A 17,930-nucleotide genomic window follows, 5' to 3' on the forward strand; every position below is an offset into this window, starting at 1 on the left:
ATTAGTCGAGGTGCAATTCTTTTGTTTGAAACATCAATATAAATATTGTAAAACATAATAGAAGCTTGTTTATTCCTCTCAATTGTCGTTACACAGATATTGCTATTCTACTTCGCGATTAATAATTTCATCTATGACTTCTTCAATCACTTCTAGACCTTCATGAAGTTGTTCATCAGTAATAACAAGTGGACATAAAAAACGTAATACATTACTGTAAAGACCAGCCCCTAAAATGACAACTCCACGTTTATTTGTTTCTTGAACAATTTTTCCAACTAACTCTTTGTTTGGTTCTTTCGTATGGGAATCCTTCACAAACTCAATTGCAGTCATAGCTCCCAACGTACGAATATCTCCAATTTGTGGGATAGCTTTCTTTAGTATGGAAAATCGATTCACAATTTGTTCACCAATAGATTGCGCCCGGTCATAAAGTTTTTCTTTCTCTATCATATCAATAACGTTCAATGCGGCGACACAGCCAAGTGGACTCCCCCCGTATGTTCCACCGATCTCTCCAGAATAAGGTGCATCCATAATTTCCGCACGCCCTGTAACTGCACTAATCGGTAAACCAGCAGCAATTGATTTTGATAATGTCATTAAATCTGGAATTACACCATAGTGCTCGATTGCAAACATCTTTCCTGTACGACCAAACCCTGTTTGCACCTCATCAGCTATGAATAAAATTCCATATTTTTCACATAATTTTTTAACTCCTTGAACGAAACCAACCGATGGCACAATAAACCCACCTTCTCCTTGTACGGGCTCCATAATAACTGCAGCCACATCTTCAGCAGATACTTCACGTAAAAAAAAGTCTTCAAATTGAGATAAAATAAGGTCATCGACATCATCGTTCGTCATTCCACTTGGCTTTCGATAGTAATACGGATAAGGCATTTTATACGTATCAGTTGCAAATGGACCAAAACCATTTTTATACGGTTTTACTTTACTCGTTATGGACATTGCCATATATGTTCTACCATGGTATCCACGCTCAAAAGAAATAATTCCTCTTCGCTTCGTGAATTTCCTAGCAATTTTAATCGCATTCTCTACTGCTTCGGCACCACTATTTAAAAAAAATGTTTTTTTATCATGTGTGCCAGGTGTAATCGAATTTATTTTTTCTGCTAATGTAATATACGGTTCGTACATCATAACATGAAAGGAAGTATGCAAATAATCGCTTATTTGATGTTTTAGTGCATCTACTACTTGTTTCGGACAATGGCCAACATTCATTGTTCCAATTGCACCGGCAAAATCTATAAATGTATTTCCATCAACATCAGTAAGTAAGGCACCACGACCTTCTTTAACAAAAGTCAGCGCTGTATTAAAAGGGCCTCTAGGAACATTTTCGTAACGACGCTCTAATAAAACCTTTGCTTTAGGTCCAGGTATTTCAGTTTTTAAATCAATGAACTTTTTCAAAGGGTCACCTCACAATCATCGTTTTTTTATTTTTGCAATTTGACACCAATCAATAATCGTTAGCGCTATAATTTCAGCTGTAAGGAAAATATCATCTAATTCAATATATTCATTTGGAAAATGGGCCTTACTGGAGATGCCTGGTCCAAAAACAATGGATGGTGTTTTACCTACTTGTGTAAGTAAACCACCGTCTGTACCCCACGGAGATGCTTCTATGACTGCGTCGAATCCTACGACCTCCTTATACTTTGCCTTTAAAATTGCCATTAAAGGATGGTTTTCATCGATACATCCAGGTACCCATTGTGCTCCAAACCACTCTAATTCTACGGGGTGTTCTTTAAACCACGGATCAATATTTTCAAGTTTTTTTAACCATTCTTTAAACTCTCTTTGGACGTCTTCGATTATTTCATTTGGGGCAATCCCAATTCGACCTTCTAATAATACGAGATCAGCTACTGATGAAGGCCAATCTCCACCTTTAATTGTACCGATATTTATTGGGACTGGAATGGGGATATTAGCATAAAGCGGGTCGTTAATGCGTTGATTACGAACGGTTTCGAGTCCTTCAATATGTTTAACAACTATTGCACTTTTTTCAATTGCACTGACTCCGTGGTATCTTGTTCCACCGTGGGCAGAGCGGCCTTTTACGCGAATTCGAAACCACTTGGAGCCTTGTTGTTTTGGAAAAATTTTCATGTTTGTTGGTTCTGGGATTATCGCTGCATCTGCTGTAAACCCCTTCATTACTGCAGCTAAAGTTCCCGCACCACCACTTTCTTCTTCAACTACGCTTTGTAAGATGACATCCCCTTTTAATTGAATTCCTAACTCTTTAATAGCTTTAACTGCCAAATAACTTGAAAGATTACCCCCTTTCATATCACTCGTACCACGTCCATACATTTTTCCATCTTGTACCACACCAAGATACGGATGATTTTCCCATTGCGAAAGATCCCCGGCCGGTACTACATCGACGTGTCCATTTAAAATCAATGATTTCCCATTCCCTTTCCCTTTTAAAATACCAATCACATTTGGGCTTTCTACAAAAGAATCGCGTGTAGAAAAGAAGTAAGGGTGTTTTTTTAAATCCTTACCATCAAGTTCCCACATATGAACTTCTAGACCCATTTGTAAAAAATTTGTGGCAATAACCGATTGGATAAGTCCTTCATTACCTTGAATACTTGGAAGTTTGACAAGATCTTGTAAAAATATAATCGCTTGTTCACGGTTTTCGATTAACCATTTGTGGATATTTTCTTGCGTTCGGTTCATTTCAGAGCCTCCTTCAAAAAAATCAACTGATTACAAAAGCCAAAACTCTACAGCTCTATACGTAAAAAGCTAGACTTATCGTAGACAAAGTGAGATGAGGTAAGGGGACTAGTCGGTAAGGCACTGTAACTAGACAGCTTTTTAATTAATGATTTTTTACTCTTAATCTTTAAAAAACAATTCGACTACATATTTTTTAAATTAGAATTAACTGTAAAGTCACAACCAGTATGTTTGTAAACATCAGCAACGGTATAAGGTTTCATAATTTCTAGCAATAATAATCCATCTTTTGTTACTTTAAATACCGCTAAGTCTGTAATAATTAAATTGACACAGCTTTGAGCAGTTAATGGAAGACTACATGTTTGCAAGATTTTAGGACTTCCATTTTTATTTACATGGTTCATAAGCACGATTACTTTCTTCGACTTTTGTGCGAGTTCGATTGCCCCGCCCATACCAGGGACTTTTTTTCCTGGGACAATCCAGTTAGCCAGATCTCCTTTTTCACTAACTTCTAACGCTCCTAAAATCGTGACATCTACTAAACCTTTCCTTATAATTCCAAATGCAGTAGCACTATCAAAGTAAGAGGCTCCAGGAACAACTGTTATCGGAAATCCTCCAGCATTACACAAATTAGCGTCCTCATTGCCTTTGCTGGGACTAGGACCAGTTCCTAAAATTCCGTTTTCAGCATGGAACATTACATTTACCGATGTAGGTAAGTAATTTGCTACTAGTGTAGGGATACCAATGCCTAAATTGACGATCATCCCGTCTTTTATTTCCTCAGCGGCACGCATAGCAATTCGCTCTCTTACGCCTACTCCCATACCCATTTCCAATCGACTCCCTCGGTTTGTATGACGATATCAACAAATGCACCTGGTGTAATAATCTCTTCTGGCTCGAGTTTTCCAACTGGTACAATTTCCTCTACTTCCGCAATCGTTAAATCACCAGCCATTGCTATAAGTGGATTTGTATTTCTTGCACTCTTGTCATAAATTAAATTACCGTAAGTGTCTGCTTTTTTTGCAAAGACGATAGAAATATCAGCAGTTAAAGCTGATTCAATTAAATACTGCCTTCCATCAAGCTCGACTACTTTTTTATTCTCTGAAAAACTAGTATTCATTCCTATATCAATGAGAACACCACCTAATCCCATCCCACCTGAGCGAATGCGCTCTACTAATGTTCCTTGTGGTGAAAATTCCACATCTAATTTTCCATCACTCATTAATTTCCCGGCCACTGGGTTAGAACCGATATGAGAGGCGATTAAACGTTTCGCTCTCCCTTGACTTATCAACTTCCCAATCCCAATATTAGGGAAGCCAGCATCATTTCCAATTAACGTCAACTCTTTACTACCTTTAGTCAGAATTCCGTTAATGAGTGTAGGAGGATTACCGACACCACCAAAACCACCGTACATGATAGTCATTCCGTCTTTTATATTCGTTAGGGCCTCATCTAATGTAAAAACTTTCATGAGTTTCATCCCCTCTTATTTCTGTAAATTAATCTTAATTTGGTTTAATTCTTTATCTGAATTTTTTGGGGAGTAAAAGACCCCCACCTCTAAGCGTAGCGTAGGTGGGATTTTCCAATGTTTCAGCTTGCTGAAACGAGTTCACTTACTTCAGTTAAAGCTGATTTTAGTCTTATAATAAGTTCATCAACTTCCTTCTTTGTAATAACTAATGGTGGAGAAATAATAATCGCATCACCACCAACCCCTTCATCACCAGAATTGGCTGGGTACACTAATAAACCTTTTTCCATACATTTTTGAACAATAAGAGTTGTCAACCTGAACTGAATTGGAAATGGACGTTTTTGTTGTTGATCTTCAACAAATTCAATACCGAGAAGTAAACCTTTCCCTCTAACATCGCCTATCATCGGATAATCTTTAGCAAGTGTGAGTAATTGAGATCTTAAATAATCACCAATTTGTTCAGCCTGCTTTAGTAAATCATTTTTTTCTAAATAGTTAATTACTGCTAATGATACAGCTGCTGACTGTGGATTGGCACTATATGTGTGACCGCTCATGATTATTTTTGACCCGTTTAAAATCGGTGCCATAACTTTGTCACTTACTAATGTCGCTGCCATTGGCGTGTAACCGGCCGTCATACCTTTTCCGAGTGCAACTATATCAGGGACAACATTCCAATGTTCCATTGCGAGCATTTTTCCAGTTCTGCCTATTCCGGTCATCACCTCATCAGCAATGAAAAGTATTTCATTTTTTGCACATATTTCTTTAATTTTTTCGTAATACCCACTCGGAGGATCAATAGCACCACCCGCTGCACCGATAATTGGTTCAGCAATAAACGCCGCGATATATTTTTTCCCAATACGTTTAATCTCTCGTTCTAGTTCAAGTGCACAAAGAAGATTGCAACTAGGATACGTATCGTTATACGGACACCGATAACAATAAGGTGCAGACACACTAGGGAAATCCTCTAATAACGGAACAAAACGCTCCCTTCGTCCGACATGTCCTGACATCGATAATGCCCCTAATGTAATTCCGTGATAACTAATCCAACGCGAAATGATTTTGTTTTTCGTATATATTCCTTGTTCTTGCCAATGTTGAATTGCTATTTTCATAGCCGTTTCAGTTGCTTCGGAGCCACTATTAACAAAAAAAGTCCAATTTACATCTCCTTTTGTCATTTCACTTAATTTTTTTGCTAATAATTCGGCTGGTTCACTTGTAAATTGAGCGCGGTAAACAAACGATATTCTTTTTGCCTGTTCATAAAGAGTTTCAATTATTTCTGGAACCCCATGACCGATACTTGCGGTTACTGCACCAGAACAACCATCTAGATAATCTTTATCATTAGTGTCAAAGAGATAGACCCCTTTACCATAAGCAATAGTAGGATAGACACCGTCTAACAGTGGTTTAATTAAATGGCTACGTTCCATTCCTTGCCTCCTCTTGCCAATACTTACTAGCAAATGTTCCAAAAAATCCTAGTTAACGTAAAAACTATTAACAAAGCTGCACTTCGATCATTGAGGGTGTTCCTTTATCCCCCAATGATTGTTAGTTTAACTTAACCACAGGGATAAGAATAACTAATGATGAGCGAAAGTTATTCTATATCGTACATTTAGGGTAGTTAATCCCACCTAATTTTTTTGAGGTTTGAGTGAGGTAGGGTTATTACTGCCACTTTAGAGTGGGATAAAAAAGATATTTGATTAAAATATAAGATTAATTAACTCAGTTAGATTAACTTTTTTACCCAAACATTCATATTTTCATATTTATCGTTTATAGAGCAGTTATTAGTTAATCTCCCATTGTATTGATAATCAAGTTTTCTTAAACATGCATTTATGCTATTAGATCCTGCTCTTGCTAACGAATAAGAGCAGAAAATCTTTCTTTTTACTAATTCTTTTTCTAATTTTGAGATTAGTAACTTCATAAATCCATAGCTACGATATCCTGGAAGCGTTGCACAATCGGTTATTTCTGCATTTAAATACGTAGTATTTACCTCTGCACTTGCTGCACTCACAATACTTCCGTTCCATTCCACTACGTAAAAAATCGATCCTTCTTTCATAGCAGTTTGAATATACATTTCATCGTTTATCGGGGTAGGGTACGAGCTAAAAACCTGGTTATATAAGCTAGCTAATGCCGATGCATCTTCTACATTTGCTAGTCTAACTGTGTACTCAGAAGGTATTGGATCTACTGAACTTGAAGTTGGTAACTCATATACTTTTTCAATTAACTCATCTTCCTTTTTCCATTCTCGGCTTGTTCTTCTTTTATCTGACAAATAGTAGACCATAAAGTAAGCATCATGACCTTTAAAATAGTTATCAATAACCCCTTCTAAGAAAAAACCTTTTGAAAGTAAAAAGCGCCAATCCTCAACTCGAGACTTAACAATAATTTTTGAAAAAGACGATTTCTTCGAAAGTTTTTTTAACATTGAAACCATTTCTTCCATATTTCCTTGATAATCATCGACACGTAATCGTTCGCTCACAAAGTCATAACACACTTGCATCGAATAACTTTGACCTTTTTCCCATTGGGTAATATAGGACAGATAAATTTTCTTCATCGTTTTTTCTCCTTTCTTTATTGAAGTTTAGTCTATAATTATTGTAGGAATATAGTTATCTAACTATTTCAAGTAAGTCATGTCCCTATCAAACCGTTAGAAAGTTTGACTATAATTTAACGAGTATATGAACGATCACTTCCAATCGGTGGGGTAAATACCCACTATTAAAACGTAGTTTTATAAGGAGCATTAATTAATTCCTTATATAGAATTCCGTTTTTTCTAGCGGGTAGGTTCCGTGTATATAAAGCAAAGTCTATCTCATGATTTATTTCATCTGTTAAATAAAGACCACAGTTTTTGCATGAAAGGGCTGGTACTTGTAAAATTTGAACGGAGGCCAAACCATCAGGTAGGATCCAATAACAATCCTTTGTTGCTTCTATTATCTGGTTACTTTCACACCACATACAATTCACAATCTCTCCCCCTTCTTTTTTATTATTGCGTTTCGGAATTGCCCTCCGCTTTTTTTCCCTTCGACTTTATCAACTTTTCTTTCATTTGATCTCGTTTTTCACGTTGATCCTTAAGGCTTGTGTGATTTTCTGATGAATAATACTTTTTTCGTTTATTTAAGCGTTCTAACCCTTCTGGAACTAAATTAAATTGTTCATCATTAAGCAAACCGGAAATACCAACGGATTTTTCTTTTTTCATATTGTATATTTCATTAAAATACTCATCAGCACGCCCTGCAACGTATCCTTTTGGTTCAGGATAGGAAGTAATTACACCTTCGAAATTACGAAGCACAACTTTATCGGGACTTTGTGAAATGATATAGTTTGGCTGTATGGCAATCTTTCCACCACCACCAGGAGCATCAACAACAAAGGTCGGTACAGCATATCCTGACGTATGTCCACGTAAACCTTCAATAATTTCTAACCCTTTAGAAATTGGAGCGCGAAAGTGACTAATCCCCTCTGATAAATCACATTGATAAATATAATAAGGACGAATACGATGCCGAACAAGATCGTGCATAAGCTTTTTCATAATTATCGTACTATCATTAATCCCAGCTAATATGACGGCTTGATTTCCTATCGGGACACCTGCCATAGACAGCATGTCACAAGCTTTTATAGCTTCTTCAGTTAATTCGAGAGAATGATTGAAATGTGTATTTAACCAGATTGGATGATATTTCTTTAAAATATTACAAAGTTTTTCAGTAATTCGCTGCGGAAAAACAACTGGCGCTCGTGTACCAATTCGAATAACTTCTACATGAGGAATGGAGCGTAAATTTTTTAAAATATATTCGAGAATAGTATCATTAATTAATAGTCCATCGCCACCAGAGATTAACACATCACGAATTTCTGGCGTATTACGAATATAATTAACAGCAACGTCTAATTGTTTTTTAGGAACTCCCATTCCAACTTGCCCAGAAAATCTACGACGAGTACAGTAGCGACAATACATTGAACATTGGTTCGTTACCAAAAATAAGACTCGGTCCGGGTATCGATGCGTTAGACCAGGTACAGGAGAATCTTCATCTTCAAACAAAGGGTCTTCTAAATCATATTTCGTTTTATTTATTTCTGCAGATAAAGGTACTGACTGCATACGAATAGGACAACGTGGATCGTTTGGATTCATTAATGATGCATAATAAGGAGTGATATTTAAAGGAATAGTTTGAGTTGAGATACGTACCCCTTCTTCTTCATCAGGAGTTAAATTGACAACTTTCTTTAGGTCATCTAACGTACGTATGGTATTCGTTAATTGCCACATCCAATCATTCCATTTTTCTTCTGGGACACCTTTCCATAGATCTATCTCACTGTAGTGACGTCTAACAATTTTCCCACTTTTGTTTATCATACATTTACCCCCTACTTTTCAATGCAATCTACTTACCATTTATCATTGCAAGAAACGTGCCAAGGAGTAAAACCATATAAAGAAAAGTAGTTAAGAGGCTAATTTTTATATAATGCAAAAAAAATGGCAGCAAATGATTTTTCATTACTGCCATTTTTTTTGCATCTGAGTGAATTTTTCAATTCAATTATTCAATCGATAGCAAACTATATCCATCTAGTTAGAAACGTACTAATCCAACTAGATATAATCTAAGTCGCATAAATCTGTATTTTGGAATTTAGATATCTTACGTTATTTTTCTATTCCGTATTTATTTAATTTATATTGTAACGCCTGTCGTTTTATACCTAATGCTTTGGCTGTTTTCGAAATATTACGATCATTATCATTAAACATCCGGAAAATGGTTTCACGCTCAAATTCTTCTATAATATTTGGTAGATCGATTCTATCTTTTATTGGTGAAAATCTAGCCGTTTCAGGAATTACTTGTGATGCCGTATTAAAAATATGAGAGGGCAAGTGGTGTTTCTCTATCGTTTCATAACCAAAATCAATAATATTAAAAGCAGATTCGATTGCATGGTCTAACTCACGAATATTACCTGGCCAATCGTATTGACGTAAATATTGTAATGCTTCTATACTTACTTCTTTAACTTTCAACCCAAACAATTCATTACACTTATTAATAAAATGGTCGATTAAGATAGGGATGTCTCCTCTTCTATCTTTAAGGAGAGGTAATTCTATATGGACGACATTTAATCGATAATATAAGTCAGATCTTAGTATATTTTTCTCTAGCGCTTTTTTAGGCTTCATATTCATCGCTGAAATAATTCTAACATCGACTTTTTTTTCTTCATTTCCGCCTAACCTTCTAATTTTTCCATCCTGAAGGACTCGGAGTAACTTTGCTTGAAGTAAAAGTTCAAGACTATTAACCTCATCTAAAAATAATGTTCCACCATCAGCTTGTTCAAAAATACCTGGTCGATCAATTGCACCGGTAAAAGCACCTTTACTCGTACCAAATAATAAACCTTCCAACAATTCTTTTGGCACTGCCGCGCAGTTTAATGCAATAAAGGGCTTTTGGCGGCGAGCACTGGCATTATGAATGCTTTGAGCAACTAATTCTTTTCCTGTTCCAGTAGCTCCGCAAATCATAACTGGTGAAAGAGAACGGGCAGCCCTTTTTGAGATTGATACCGCCTGTTGAAAATTTGGATTTTTACCGATCAAATCACTAAAATGATAAACTGCCGAACCATTTGATGTTCTGCCTTTTCTCTTTGATTCAATAAGTTGTTTTCTTAATTCAAGTGTTTGATCGTACATGCTAACAATTTGGGTTATATCCTTGGCTGTTTCTACAGCTCCTATAATTTTATTTCCTTCATACAATGGGTAAGTGCTATTAATTGTGGTTATTTGTTTACCTTGTAAATTTACATAAGTTTGCATTACATCGACACTTTCATATCCTTTACTTAATGCTAGGTTTAATGTGCTCGTCTCACTTGTTAAAGAGGGATAAAGTTGAAAAATATTTTTACCTAAAACATTTTCTCGAACTAAACCATCGATATCAGCCATTGTTTGATTATAAAAAGATGTTATTCCTTGACTATCGACGATATGGACACCAATATTTACTTTACTCAAGACCCATTCATAATGTTCTGATAACTGCATAGCAAGTATCCCCCCTTACTTTTTGCTTTTCTTCGAGAAACGTATGAGTTAATTAGATAAACATCAACCTATTTTCTAATTATATGACCGGTTATCGAAATGTTGTTTCTTTTATTATGCGAGATAGGTTATCACGAAGGAAAGAAGCTAATAGGTCTAATGCGCAAAAACATACGTATGTTTGATTGTCAATTTTGCATATCACGGGCTCCACTCTGACCTATGATGACCTCTTTTACCTGCTCAACAAATAACGGACACGTATCGTCAATATACGTGTCCGTTATTTTTGCTAACCGAGTAAAACAGGAAAGAATACCTTCTCGGGATTATTCGGTATTTATTAGAAATTAAGCTTCATACTTTTTAAATGCTAATGAAACATTATGTCCACCAAACCCTAATGAGTTTGAAATTACGGTATTTACGTCCGCTTTTTTAGCGGTATTTGGCACGTAATCTAAATCTAAATCATCATCAGGCGTTTCGTAATTAATGGTAGGTGGGATAATACCATCTTTAATTGCTAATAGGGAGAATAGAGCTTCAATTGCTCCTGCAGCACCTAACATATGTCCTGTCATTGATTTTGTTGAACTGACAGATAACTTGTAGGCATGTTCTCCGAACACTTCTTTTATAGCAATCGTTTCATATAAATCGTTATAATGTGTACTCGTACCATGAGCATTTATATAGTCAACTTGTTCAGGAGCAAGATTAGCATCTTTCAATGCTAGTTTCATTGCTCGTTGTCCACCTTCCCCATTTGGTGCTGGAGTGGTAATATGATGAGCATCTCCTGTAGCCCCGTAACCAACAATTTCACCATAAATTTTCGCTCCACGTGCTAATGCATGCTCTAATTCTTCTAAAATCAATATCCCAGAACCTTCTGCAATGACAAAGCCATCACGATTTTTGTCAAACGGGCGACTTGCTGTATTTGGATCAGGATTTGTAGATAATGCCGTCATATTTGAAAAACCAGCGATTGTCATTTCTGTGATTGCAGATTCTGTTCCTCCAGTAACCATCATGTCTACATCGCCATTCTGAATGACACGGTAAGCATCACCGATGGAATTAGCACCTGAAGCGCATGCTGTAACAGAACAGTTATTTATCCCTTTTGCACCTAATTCAATTGATACACGTCCAGATGCCATATCCGGAATAAGCATTGGGATAATAAATGGGCTAACACGCTTTGGTCCTTTAGATAAGAACTTTTTATGTTGTTCCTCAAATGCGTCTAATCCGCCAATTCCAGAACCAATCCAAACACCAATCCGTTCTGGGGCTACATCCTTACCAATTTCTACACCAGAATCAGAAACAGCCATTTTACTAGCAGCAATAGCTAACTGTGTAAAGCGTGCCATTCTTCTTGCTTCCTTACTGTCCATATATTGTTCAGGAGTAAAATCTTTTAAAACCGCAGCAACTTTTACATTAAAGTTCTCCGTGTCTATCTTTGTTAAAGGACCAATGCCGGAGACACCTTTTTTAATCTCTTCCCATGTCGTAAAAATATCGTTTCCTAGAGGTGTTACTGCTCCAATCCCTGTAATTACTACTCTTTTTTTCATTGTAAACTCTCCTCTCAAAATATTATTATTTACCCCATCTTAAACAAACCGAGCCCCAAGTTAAACCACCACCAAATCCAACCATGACAACGATATCACCATCTTTTATTAGGCCCTTTTCAACCTCAGAGAATAACGCTAACGGTATAGAAGCTGCTGAAGTATTACCGTGTTTCGTGACAGTCGTTGAAACTTTTTCTTTGTTAAGACCCAGTCTCTCTCTTGCAGCATCAATAATGCGTATGTTCGCTTGATGTGGAATGAGAAAATCGACATCTTCTTTTTTTAGTCCAGCTTTATATACTACGTTCAAACTAGATTCAGGCATTTGTCTAACAGCAAATTTGAAAACCTCGCGACCATTCATTGTGACTAAATTCGATTTATTATCAACAAGTAAATGTTTCCCGCCTGTACCATCTGCTCCTAATTCAAAAGATAAAATGCCCTTACCAGGGGGAACCTCACTAAGTACAACAGCACCTGCTCCATCACCAAATAAAACTGAAGTATTTCGATCTGACCAATCAGTAATTTTAGAAAACTTTTCACTACCAATAATTAAAATATTTTTATATGTATTTGTTTCGATGAATTGCTTAGCTGTCACCAATGCATATACAAATCCTGAACATGCTGCACTAAGATCCATAGCAGGAATATTCGGTATTTCAAGAGCCTCTTGAACCATACAAGCTACAGTTGGAAAAACATAATCTGGTGTCGCAGTTGCAACCAAAATCAAATCAATATCTTTAGCATCAAGTGAAGAATCAACTAGTGCTTTTTGGGCTGCAATTACTGCCATATCAGATGTATCCATTTCGCTATCAGCAATCCTACGTTCTTCAATTCCTGTTCTTGAGCGAATCCATTCATCAGTTGTATCAACTATTTTTTCTAATTGTTCATTAGTTACTATATTCTCTGGAACATAGGCACCAATACCAATGATACCAACACATTTCATTATACCACCCTAACTTTTCCTTATGACTAGGTCATAATATCTCATATATATATTTATTTTACAGGAAACCAATTTAAAAAAAAAGTTATTTCATTGAATTTCATCATTCATTATATTCACCATTAAGATACTATAGCTAGTCCCAGTAACATTCGCAACTTGATATTATTTTACGTGGCTCAGTTGTGGTAATAATGAAACTCAATCATTTAATAACATTTCCAAGCAGCATGGTCGGTCTATACGTTCAAAAGTATTATAAACGTAAAGTATTGAATATTGAAACAAAAAAGCAAAGAAATAACATATTTTCTCTATGCCAGTTCTTTGCTGCAGTCTTAATTTTACTTAAATTAATCCTTTATTACAATTTTGTAAAACCAGTCATATTTATAATCTCAACAAACTCAGTTTCTTCAACAGACTTACTAAACAACTATCCTTGAATTTCGTTATACTCAATTTTTTGCAAAATTAATAACTGTTGAGGTGTTTCAACCGCTTTAGCAACGACTGGTTTTGTTTAACTTATGACAGAGTGCAACAATCCCAACTACTATTTCAAAATTTGTTACTTCTATTTGTATATCCTTTACTAAACTCTTATCAATGTTAATAATATCACATGGTATTTTTCGCAAATAATTAATTGCAGAATAACCTGTTCCAAAATCCGCTAAAGTACTTCAAATGCCTTCGATTAGGCAAATCTGTTAAATAATTAAAATAATCCATATAATGGATTATTTCATCGAATCAGAATTTATAAATTTCTAACTTGTAAACTGTCTAGCTCCATCGCCTTTCGCTCGTGACCAAGGCGCTTGCGCTTTTTCTTCTATATTCTTTTGTTTTGTTATATCTCGTAAATTAAAGACAACCCATTTATAAAACGGTCTCTTAAATAATTAGTAGCACTTAATTCACACCATACTAAAAAGCCATTTTTATGTTTTCATTAATTACGTTGAAACTGAAAAAATTTATCTGAATTTTTTTTAGGATAAAAGATTCCCACCTCTAAGCGTAGCGTAGCTCGGATTTTCCAATCAGGTGGAGTAGACTCTCCACCTGATTTTCCGATGTTTCAGCTTGCTGAAACGAGTTCACTTCGGTAAACGTAAAAGTGAATATTATGATACAATCTCATTAATAAATATTCACGATATTGATATTATTAATTATGATTAAAGGGGTTATTTTCATGGGAAGTACATACGTTTTCCGACTTCTCGAAACTGCGGTTGTCGGTTTTATTGGTGGATACTTATTTAGTATCATCCATCTTCCGTTACCATGGATGTTAGGGTCATTAACGTTTGTTATGGTTTGGCAAGGACTGATGAAGCGAAAGTCATATTGGCCTGGTTCCATAAAAAATAGTGGGTTAATTATTTTAGGTATTTATTTTGGATTATATTTTTCAAAGGAAACATTTTTAACAGTTGGTCCCTATTTTCTTCCTTACCTAATATCAACCTTCCTCCTTATACTTTTCAGTATTTTACTAAGTTCAGTTGTAACTAGGTGGATAAATGTAGATAAAATTACTAGTGCTTTCGGTTCTATTCCAGGTGGGATTACAGAAATGGTAATTGCTAGTGAAGCTCTAAATGCTAAATCTTCATTTGTATTAATTTTTCAAACTGTTAGGTTACTTACCGTTTTATTTTTGGTACCAAGTACGATTACTTATATTTTCAATGAACGAAGCTATTCTAGCTATGAGTGGTCAACAGCAACAGTGTTTAGTTTTGGAAATTGGAATTTATTATGGTTTGTAATCCCCGTAGTTATGGGAATATTATTTCGAAATAAATTACCAGCCGGTACAGTAATAATACCACTAATAATTACAGCACTAATGAACATAAGTATGATCAACTTATCAATCCTTCCCTCTTTTTTATTAATTTTAGCACAAGTAGCAGTAGGAATTGGATTAGGTAAAAATATTTCTTTTAGCGACTTGAGACTTGGTGGGAAATATTGTTTCGTTTATTTTGGAGTTTCTCTTGCCCTTATTTTTGTTTCGTTTGGTTTAGGAGGATTGTTAGCACACTTTACTACTCTAAATCTGTCAACGGCTATTTTAAGTATTGCACCTGGAGGTTTAATTGAAATGGTGTTAACAGCTTCTATTATCGGTGGGGACCCTGCCATAGTTAGTGCCCTACAATTAACAAGAATCCTTGTAATCGTTATGTTTGTCCCTTCAGTTTTAAAATGGTATTTCAAAAAAACGGAAATACAAAACGCGGCATAACACCTCAGAAAACTCGTTCTAGCTTCGCTAGAACATCAGAAATTTAGATAGAGTCACAACTCCACCTGAATGGAAATTCCCTACGCTACGCTTAGAGGTGGGGGTCTATGACCCTAAATTCTGATTATAAAAATAAAGCAAAAGACGACAGATAAAAACGTATATCTGTCGTCTTTTTGTTTGTGCCTAAATCCAATTTTGTTTCAATACTCTCTTCGTGGAAATAATAGTAAGCCGTCTAGAAGAAAACCATAGTTGGAAATCATTTCACTAATTGGCACTAAAATCACCCCATTCCTGATAGTATTATTTCCAAAAAATTAAAGAAGAAAGCACAATAAGAATGTATTTATTAAGATTTATATTTATTCCCAAAATATGTGCCAAAAAAGAAATGTTGTATGAAGGTACTATATTTAATTATCATCCTCAATTTGATTGATTCTTTCAGTTTCAATACTTGAATCTGTAGGAACGTAACCATACCCTGTTTCACTAATCTCTATTGAGTGTGGTTCTTGCTGATTATTTTTTAGTTTATTAATTTCTGAAGACTTTTTTTTCAAGTAAACACCTCATTTTTAAAATTAATGAATATTATTCTGCTCGGTTTATGAAGTTCATGAAAATAGTAAAACGATACTTTATCATTATTCCAAATGACTTCGTTATTATACTTACTAGAGTGTCACGGTTTTTTTATATAATGAATACTCTGTCCTAGGGGCGCTAATTAAGATAGGGGGTGAGTTAACATGCCAAAATTTAGAAGAAAGCCAGTCATTGTAGAAGCTGTTAAAATTACTAGCCCAATAACTATTGAAACGGCTGAAGGAACATTAACTGGTAAGGCGGGAGATTATTTAATAACACATGCTGATGGTGCGCAATATCCATGCAATGCTGACACTTTTAAACAAACATACGAACCCATAAGAGTAGATATAAGGACATTCGTGTATAAAGTATTAAGAAAAGTAAAGCACAAACTAAAAACTCAGTAAAAAATTCAAAAAGTTCATTAATCTTTTTAGGTTTACATGTAACCCTGAAGTATAATAATACTCCAGGGTTCACTTGAAAATACGACTCTTAAGTACAAGAAAAATTCAACTGAATTTTACGAATTGGGCATTGTAATGGTAAAAGTTGTTCCATGATTAACCTCACTATCTACAAAAATTGTACCTTTATGATCATGAATTATTTTAAAACAAACCATTAATCCTAAACCATTTCCATACTCTTTTGTCGAATAAAATGGTTCTCCAAGATGTTGTAACTTTTCTTTTGGTATACCCACACCTTCATCTTGAAAATCAATACTCACCGTTTTTTTATTTTGCCTTACTCTAATATAAAGATTTCCTCCAGTTGGCATCGCTTCAATCGCGTTCTTAACAAGATTTAGAAATACTTGTTTTAACTGGTTTTCATCACATTCGACAATAATCTCGTCTGAATTAAAGTCAGTTATTATTACAACTCGTTTATATTTAGCCTCTGTTTTAAGGAATGTTATAGTATGATTAAGGATTGAAATTAGATTTTTCTGATTAAATTTTAAGATCTTTGGTTTAGCTAATAACATAAACTCGTCTACAATAAAATCAATCCGCTCAATCTCATCTAATAATATGTCAAAATATTGTTGCTTTTCTTCTTCTATCGTTTCATCTTTTAAAAATTCTGTATATCCCCTTAACGAGGTTAAAGGATTACGAATTTCATGCGCTACTCCAGCTGCTAGTTCTCCAATAAGTGCAAGTTTTTCAGACCTTAATATCATTTCTTCAACTTTTTTTCTGTCTGAAATATCTTTACGGATTGCAACATATTGATAAGGTTTGCCTTTATCATTCAAAAAAGGAACAATCGTCGTATCTACCCAATATTCCTTTCCATCTTTCGTAACATTTTTCACTTCACCTTTCCAAATATTACCTTTTCCGATCTTCTTCCACATTTCTTTAAAAAAGCTTGGTCGATGATAGCTAGAGTTTAATATGCTATGACTTCGACCTATTAATTCTTCACGACTATATTTTGAAATTTCACAAAATGTATCATTCACATATGTAATAATTCCTTTATTATCAGTAATTGCTAAAATCGAAGAGGCATCTAATGCGTGTTTTATATCTGCTAATTCTTTATTAGTATTCGCTAATACTTTTAATGTGTTTTTCAAATTTTCTTCAGTAGCTTTTCTGTCGGTAATATCAGTGCGAATTGATATATACTGATACGGTTTCCCGTGTTTATCTAAAAAAGGAACGATCGTTGTATGAACCCAGTAGTACGTTCCGTCTTTGGATTTATTTTTAATTTCACCGGTCCATACAATCCCTTTTAATATTGTCTTATACATTGTGTGAAAGAATTGTTTATGATGATGACCTGAATTAAGGATTCGATGATCCTGTCCGATTAATTCTTCACGGGTGTATTTTGATATGGTACAAAATTTATCATTCACATAAATAATTTCACCTTTACAATCAGTTATAGCGATTATTGTAGTTGCATCTAATGCATATTTAATATCAGTGGTAAAATTACTAAAAGCGTTTGTAGAATCCAATTCATTTTCCTCTTTTCCTGTTCGTACGCTATTGTCTTTTTTCTATTATGCACCATACAAAAACACTATGTCCATAGTGTTTTTTGAC

The 17,930-nt window shown here is 35.0% G+C and carries 15 protein-coding genes and 1 pseudogene; 2 read left to right on the forward strand and 14 right to left on the reverse strand.

From position 1 onward, the window contains the following. Nucleotides 1-102 precede the first annotated feature (102 nt). From gabT to BKP37_RS21075, 12 genes and pseudogenes are all read right to left on the reverse strand, one after another. A complete protein-coding gene (gene gabT, locus BKP37_RS16765) occupies nt 103-1,452 on the reverse strand; it encodes a 4-aminobutyrate--2-oxoglutarate transaminase (RefSeq protein ID WP_071310780.1) in 1,350 nt (449 codons plus the stop codon). 15 nt (nt 1,453-1,467) lie between these two features. Continuing rightward, the gene (locus tag BKP37_RS16770) at nt 1,468-2,748 is read right to left on the reverse strand and encodes a peptidase (RefSeq protein ID WP_071310781.1); all 1,281 of its coding nucleotides are present in this window, start codon (nt 2,746-2,748) and stop codon (nt 1,468-1,470) included. A gap of 185 nt (nt 2,749-2,933) precedes the next feature. Further along, a complete protein-coding gene (locus BKP37_RS16775; RefSeq protein WP_071310782.1) occupies nt 2,934-3,593 on the reverse strand; it encodes a 3-oxoacid CoA-transferase subunit B in 660 nt (219 codons plus the stop codon). Further along, entirely contained in the window at nt 3,578-4,252 is a 675-nt protein-coding gene (locus BKP37_RS16780) for a CoA transferase subunit A (protein WP_425425001.1), read from the reverse strand. Before BKP37_RS16780 ends, BKP37_RS16775 begins: the two co-directional genes overlap by 16 nt. Before the next feature lie 122 nt (nt 4,253-4,374). After that, nucleotides 4,375-5,715, reverse strand: a complete 1,341-nt coding sequence (locus BKP37_RS16785) for an aspartate aminotransferase family protein (protein ID WP_071310784.1) — start codon at nt 5,713-5,715, stop codon at nt 4,375-4,377. Nucleotides 5,716-6,020: 305 nt separating this feature from the next. Further along, nucleotides 6,021-6,878, reverse strand: coding sequence for a putative beta-lysine N-acetyltransferase (gene ablB, locus BKP37_RS16790; protein ID WP_071310785.1), 858 nt, complete (start codon nt 6,876-6,878; stop codon nt 6,021-6,023). Between the two features lie 167 nt (nt 6,879-7,045). Next, complete coding sequence (locus BKP37_RS16795) at nt 7,046-7,291, reverse strand: YokU family protein (protein ID WP_245712556.1); 246 nt, start codon at nt 7,289-7,291, stop codon at nt 7,046-7,048. A gap of 31 nt (nt 7,292-7,322) precedes the next feature. Further along, the gene (gene kamA / locus BKP37_RS16800; RefSeq protein WP_071310787.1) at nt 7,323-8,726 is read right to left on the reverse strand and encodes a lysine 2,3-aminomutase; all 1,404 of its coding nucleotides are present in this window, start codon (nt 8,724-8,726) and stop codon (nt 7,323-7,325) included. A gap of 294 nt (nt 8,727-9,020) precedes the next feature. Beyond that, nucleotides 9,021-10,430, reverse strand: a complete 1,410-nt coding sequence (locus tag BKP37_RS16805) for a sigma-54 interaction domain-containing protein (RefSeq protein ID WP_071310788.1) — start codon at nt 10,428-10,430, stop codon at nt 9,021-9,023. 350 nt (nt 10,431-10,780) lie between these two features. Further along, entirely contained in the window at nt 10,781-12,022 is a 1,242-nt protein-coding gene (gene fabF / locus BKP37_RS16810) for a beta-ketoacyl-ACP synthase II (protein ID WP_071310789.1), read from the reverse strand. A 25-nt stretch (nt 12,023-12,047) separates the two neighbouring features. Further along, nucleotides 12,048-12,992 carry a beta-ketoacyl-ACP synthase III gene (locus BKP37_RS16815; protein WP_071310790.1) on the reverse strand — a complete coding sequence of 315 codons (945 nt, stop codon included), beginning with the start codon at nt 12,990-12,992 and terminating at the stop codon, nt 12,048-12,050. 503 nt (nt 12,993-13,495) lie between these two features. Then, nucleotides 13,496-13,660 (reverse strand): annotated as a pseudogene (locus BKP37_RS21075) (EAL domain-containing protein); the annotation flags it as partial. A 536-nt stretch (nt 13,661-14,196) separates the two neighbouring features. Between BKP37_RS21075 and BKP37_RS16820 the strand changes: the two are divergent. Further along, nucleotides 14,197-15,258: an AbrB family transcriptional regulator gene (locus tag BKP37_RS16820; protein WP_071310791.1), complete on the forward strand. Its 1,062-nt coding sequence runs from the start codon at nt 14,197-14,199 to the stop codon at nt 15,256-15,258. A 416-nt stretch (nt 15,259-15,674) separates the two neighbouring features. Here BKP37_RS16820 and BKP37_RS20225 read toward each other — a convergent pair whose 3' ends face one another. Beyond that, nucleotides 15,675-15,824, reverse strand: coding sequence for a hypothetical protein (locus tag BKP37_RS20225; RefSeq protein WP_169823175.1), 150 nt, complete (start codon nt 15,822-15,824; stop codon nt 15,675-15,677). Nucleotides 15,825-16,013: 189 nt separating this feature from the next. Here BKP37_RS20225 and BKP37_RS16825 point away from each other — a divergent pair, with 189 nt between their 5' ends. Beyond that, the gene (locus BKP37_RS16825; protein WP_071310792.1) at nt 16,014-16,262 is read left to right on the forward strand and encodes a hypothetical protein; all 249 of its coding nucleotides are present in this window, start codon (nt 16,014-16,016) and stop codon (nt 16,260-16,262) included. A 116-nt stretch (nt 16,263-16,378) separates the two neighbouring features. Here BKP37_RS16825 and BKP37_RS16830 read toward each other — a convergent pair whose 3' ends face one another. Then, complete coding sequence (locus tag BKP37_RS16830) at nt 16,379-17,842, reverse strand: PAS domain-containing sensor histidine kinase (RefSeq protein ID WP_071310793.1); 1,464 nt, start codon at nt 17,840-17,842, stop codon at nt 16,379-16,381. Between the last annotated feature and the right edge of the window lie 88 nt (nt 17,843-17,930).

This window comes from Anaerobacillus alkalilacustris (assembly GCF_001866005.1).
GTDB classification, from domain to species: Bacteria; Bacillota; Bacilli; order Bacillales; family Anaerobacillaceae; genus Anaerobacillus; species Anaerobacillus alkalilacustris.

Excerpts from the sequence above, each read along its gene's own strand:
- BKP37_RS16775 (WP_071310782.1), bottom strand. The coding sequence starts at position 3,593 with ATGGGTATGGGAGTAGGCGTAAGAGAGCGAATTGCTATGCGTGCCGCT.
- kamA (WP_071310787.1), bottom strand. The coding sequence starts at position 8,726 with ATGATAAACAAAAGTGGGAAAATTGTTAGACGTCACTACAGTGAGATA.
- BKP37_RS16805 (WP_071310788.1), bottom strand. The coding sequence starts at position 10,430 with ATGCAGTTATCAGAACATTATGAATGGGTCTTGAGTAAAGTAAATATT.
- BKP37_RS16825 (WP_071310792.1), top strand. The coding sequence starts at position 16,014 with ATGCCAAAATTTAGAAGAAAGCCAGTCATTGTAGAAGCTGTTAAAATT.
- BKP37_RS16780 (WP_425425001.1), bottom strand. The coding sequence starts at position 4,252 with ATGAAAGTTTTTACATTAGATGAGGCCCTAACGAATATAAAAGACGGA.
- ablB (WP_071310785.1), bottom strand. The coding sequence starts at position 6,878 with ATGAAGAAAATTTATCTGTCCTATATTACCCAATGGGAAAAAGGTCAA.
- BKP37_RS16795 (WP_245712556.1), bottom strand. The coding sequence starts at position 7,291 with ATGTGGTGTGAAAGTAACCAGATAATAGAAGCAACAAAGGATTGTTAT.
- fabF (WP_071310789.1), bottom strand. The coding sequence starts at position 12,022 with ATGAAAAAAAGAGTAGTAATTACAGGGATTGGAGCAGTAACACCTCTA.
- BKP37_RS16820 (WP_071310791.1), top strand. The coding sequence starts at position 14,197 with ATGGGAAGTACATACGTTTTCCGACTTCTCGAAACTGCGGTTGTCGGT.
- BKP37_RS16770 (WP_071310781.1), bottom strand. The coding sequence starts at position 2,748 with ATGAACCGAACGCAAGAAAATATCCACAAATGGTTAATCGAAAACCGT.
- BKP37_RS16785 (WP_071310784.1), bottom strand. The coding sequence starts at position 5,715 with ATGGAACGTAGCCATTTAATTAAACCACTGTTAGACGGTGTCTATCCT.
- BKP37_RS16815 (WP_071310790.1), bottom strand. The coding sequence starts at position 12,992 with ATGAAATGTGTTGGTATCATTGGTATTGGTGCCTATGTTCCAGAGAAT.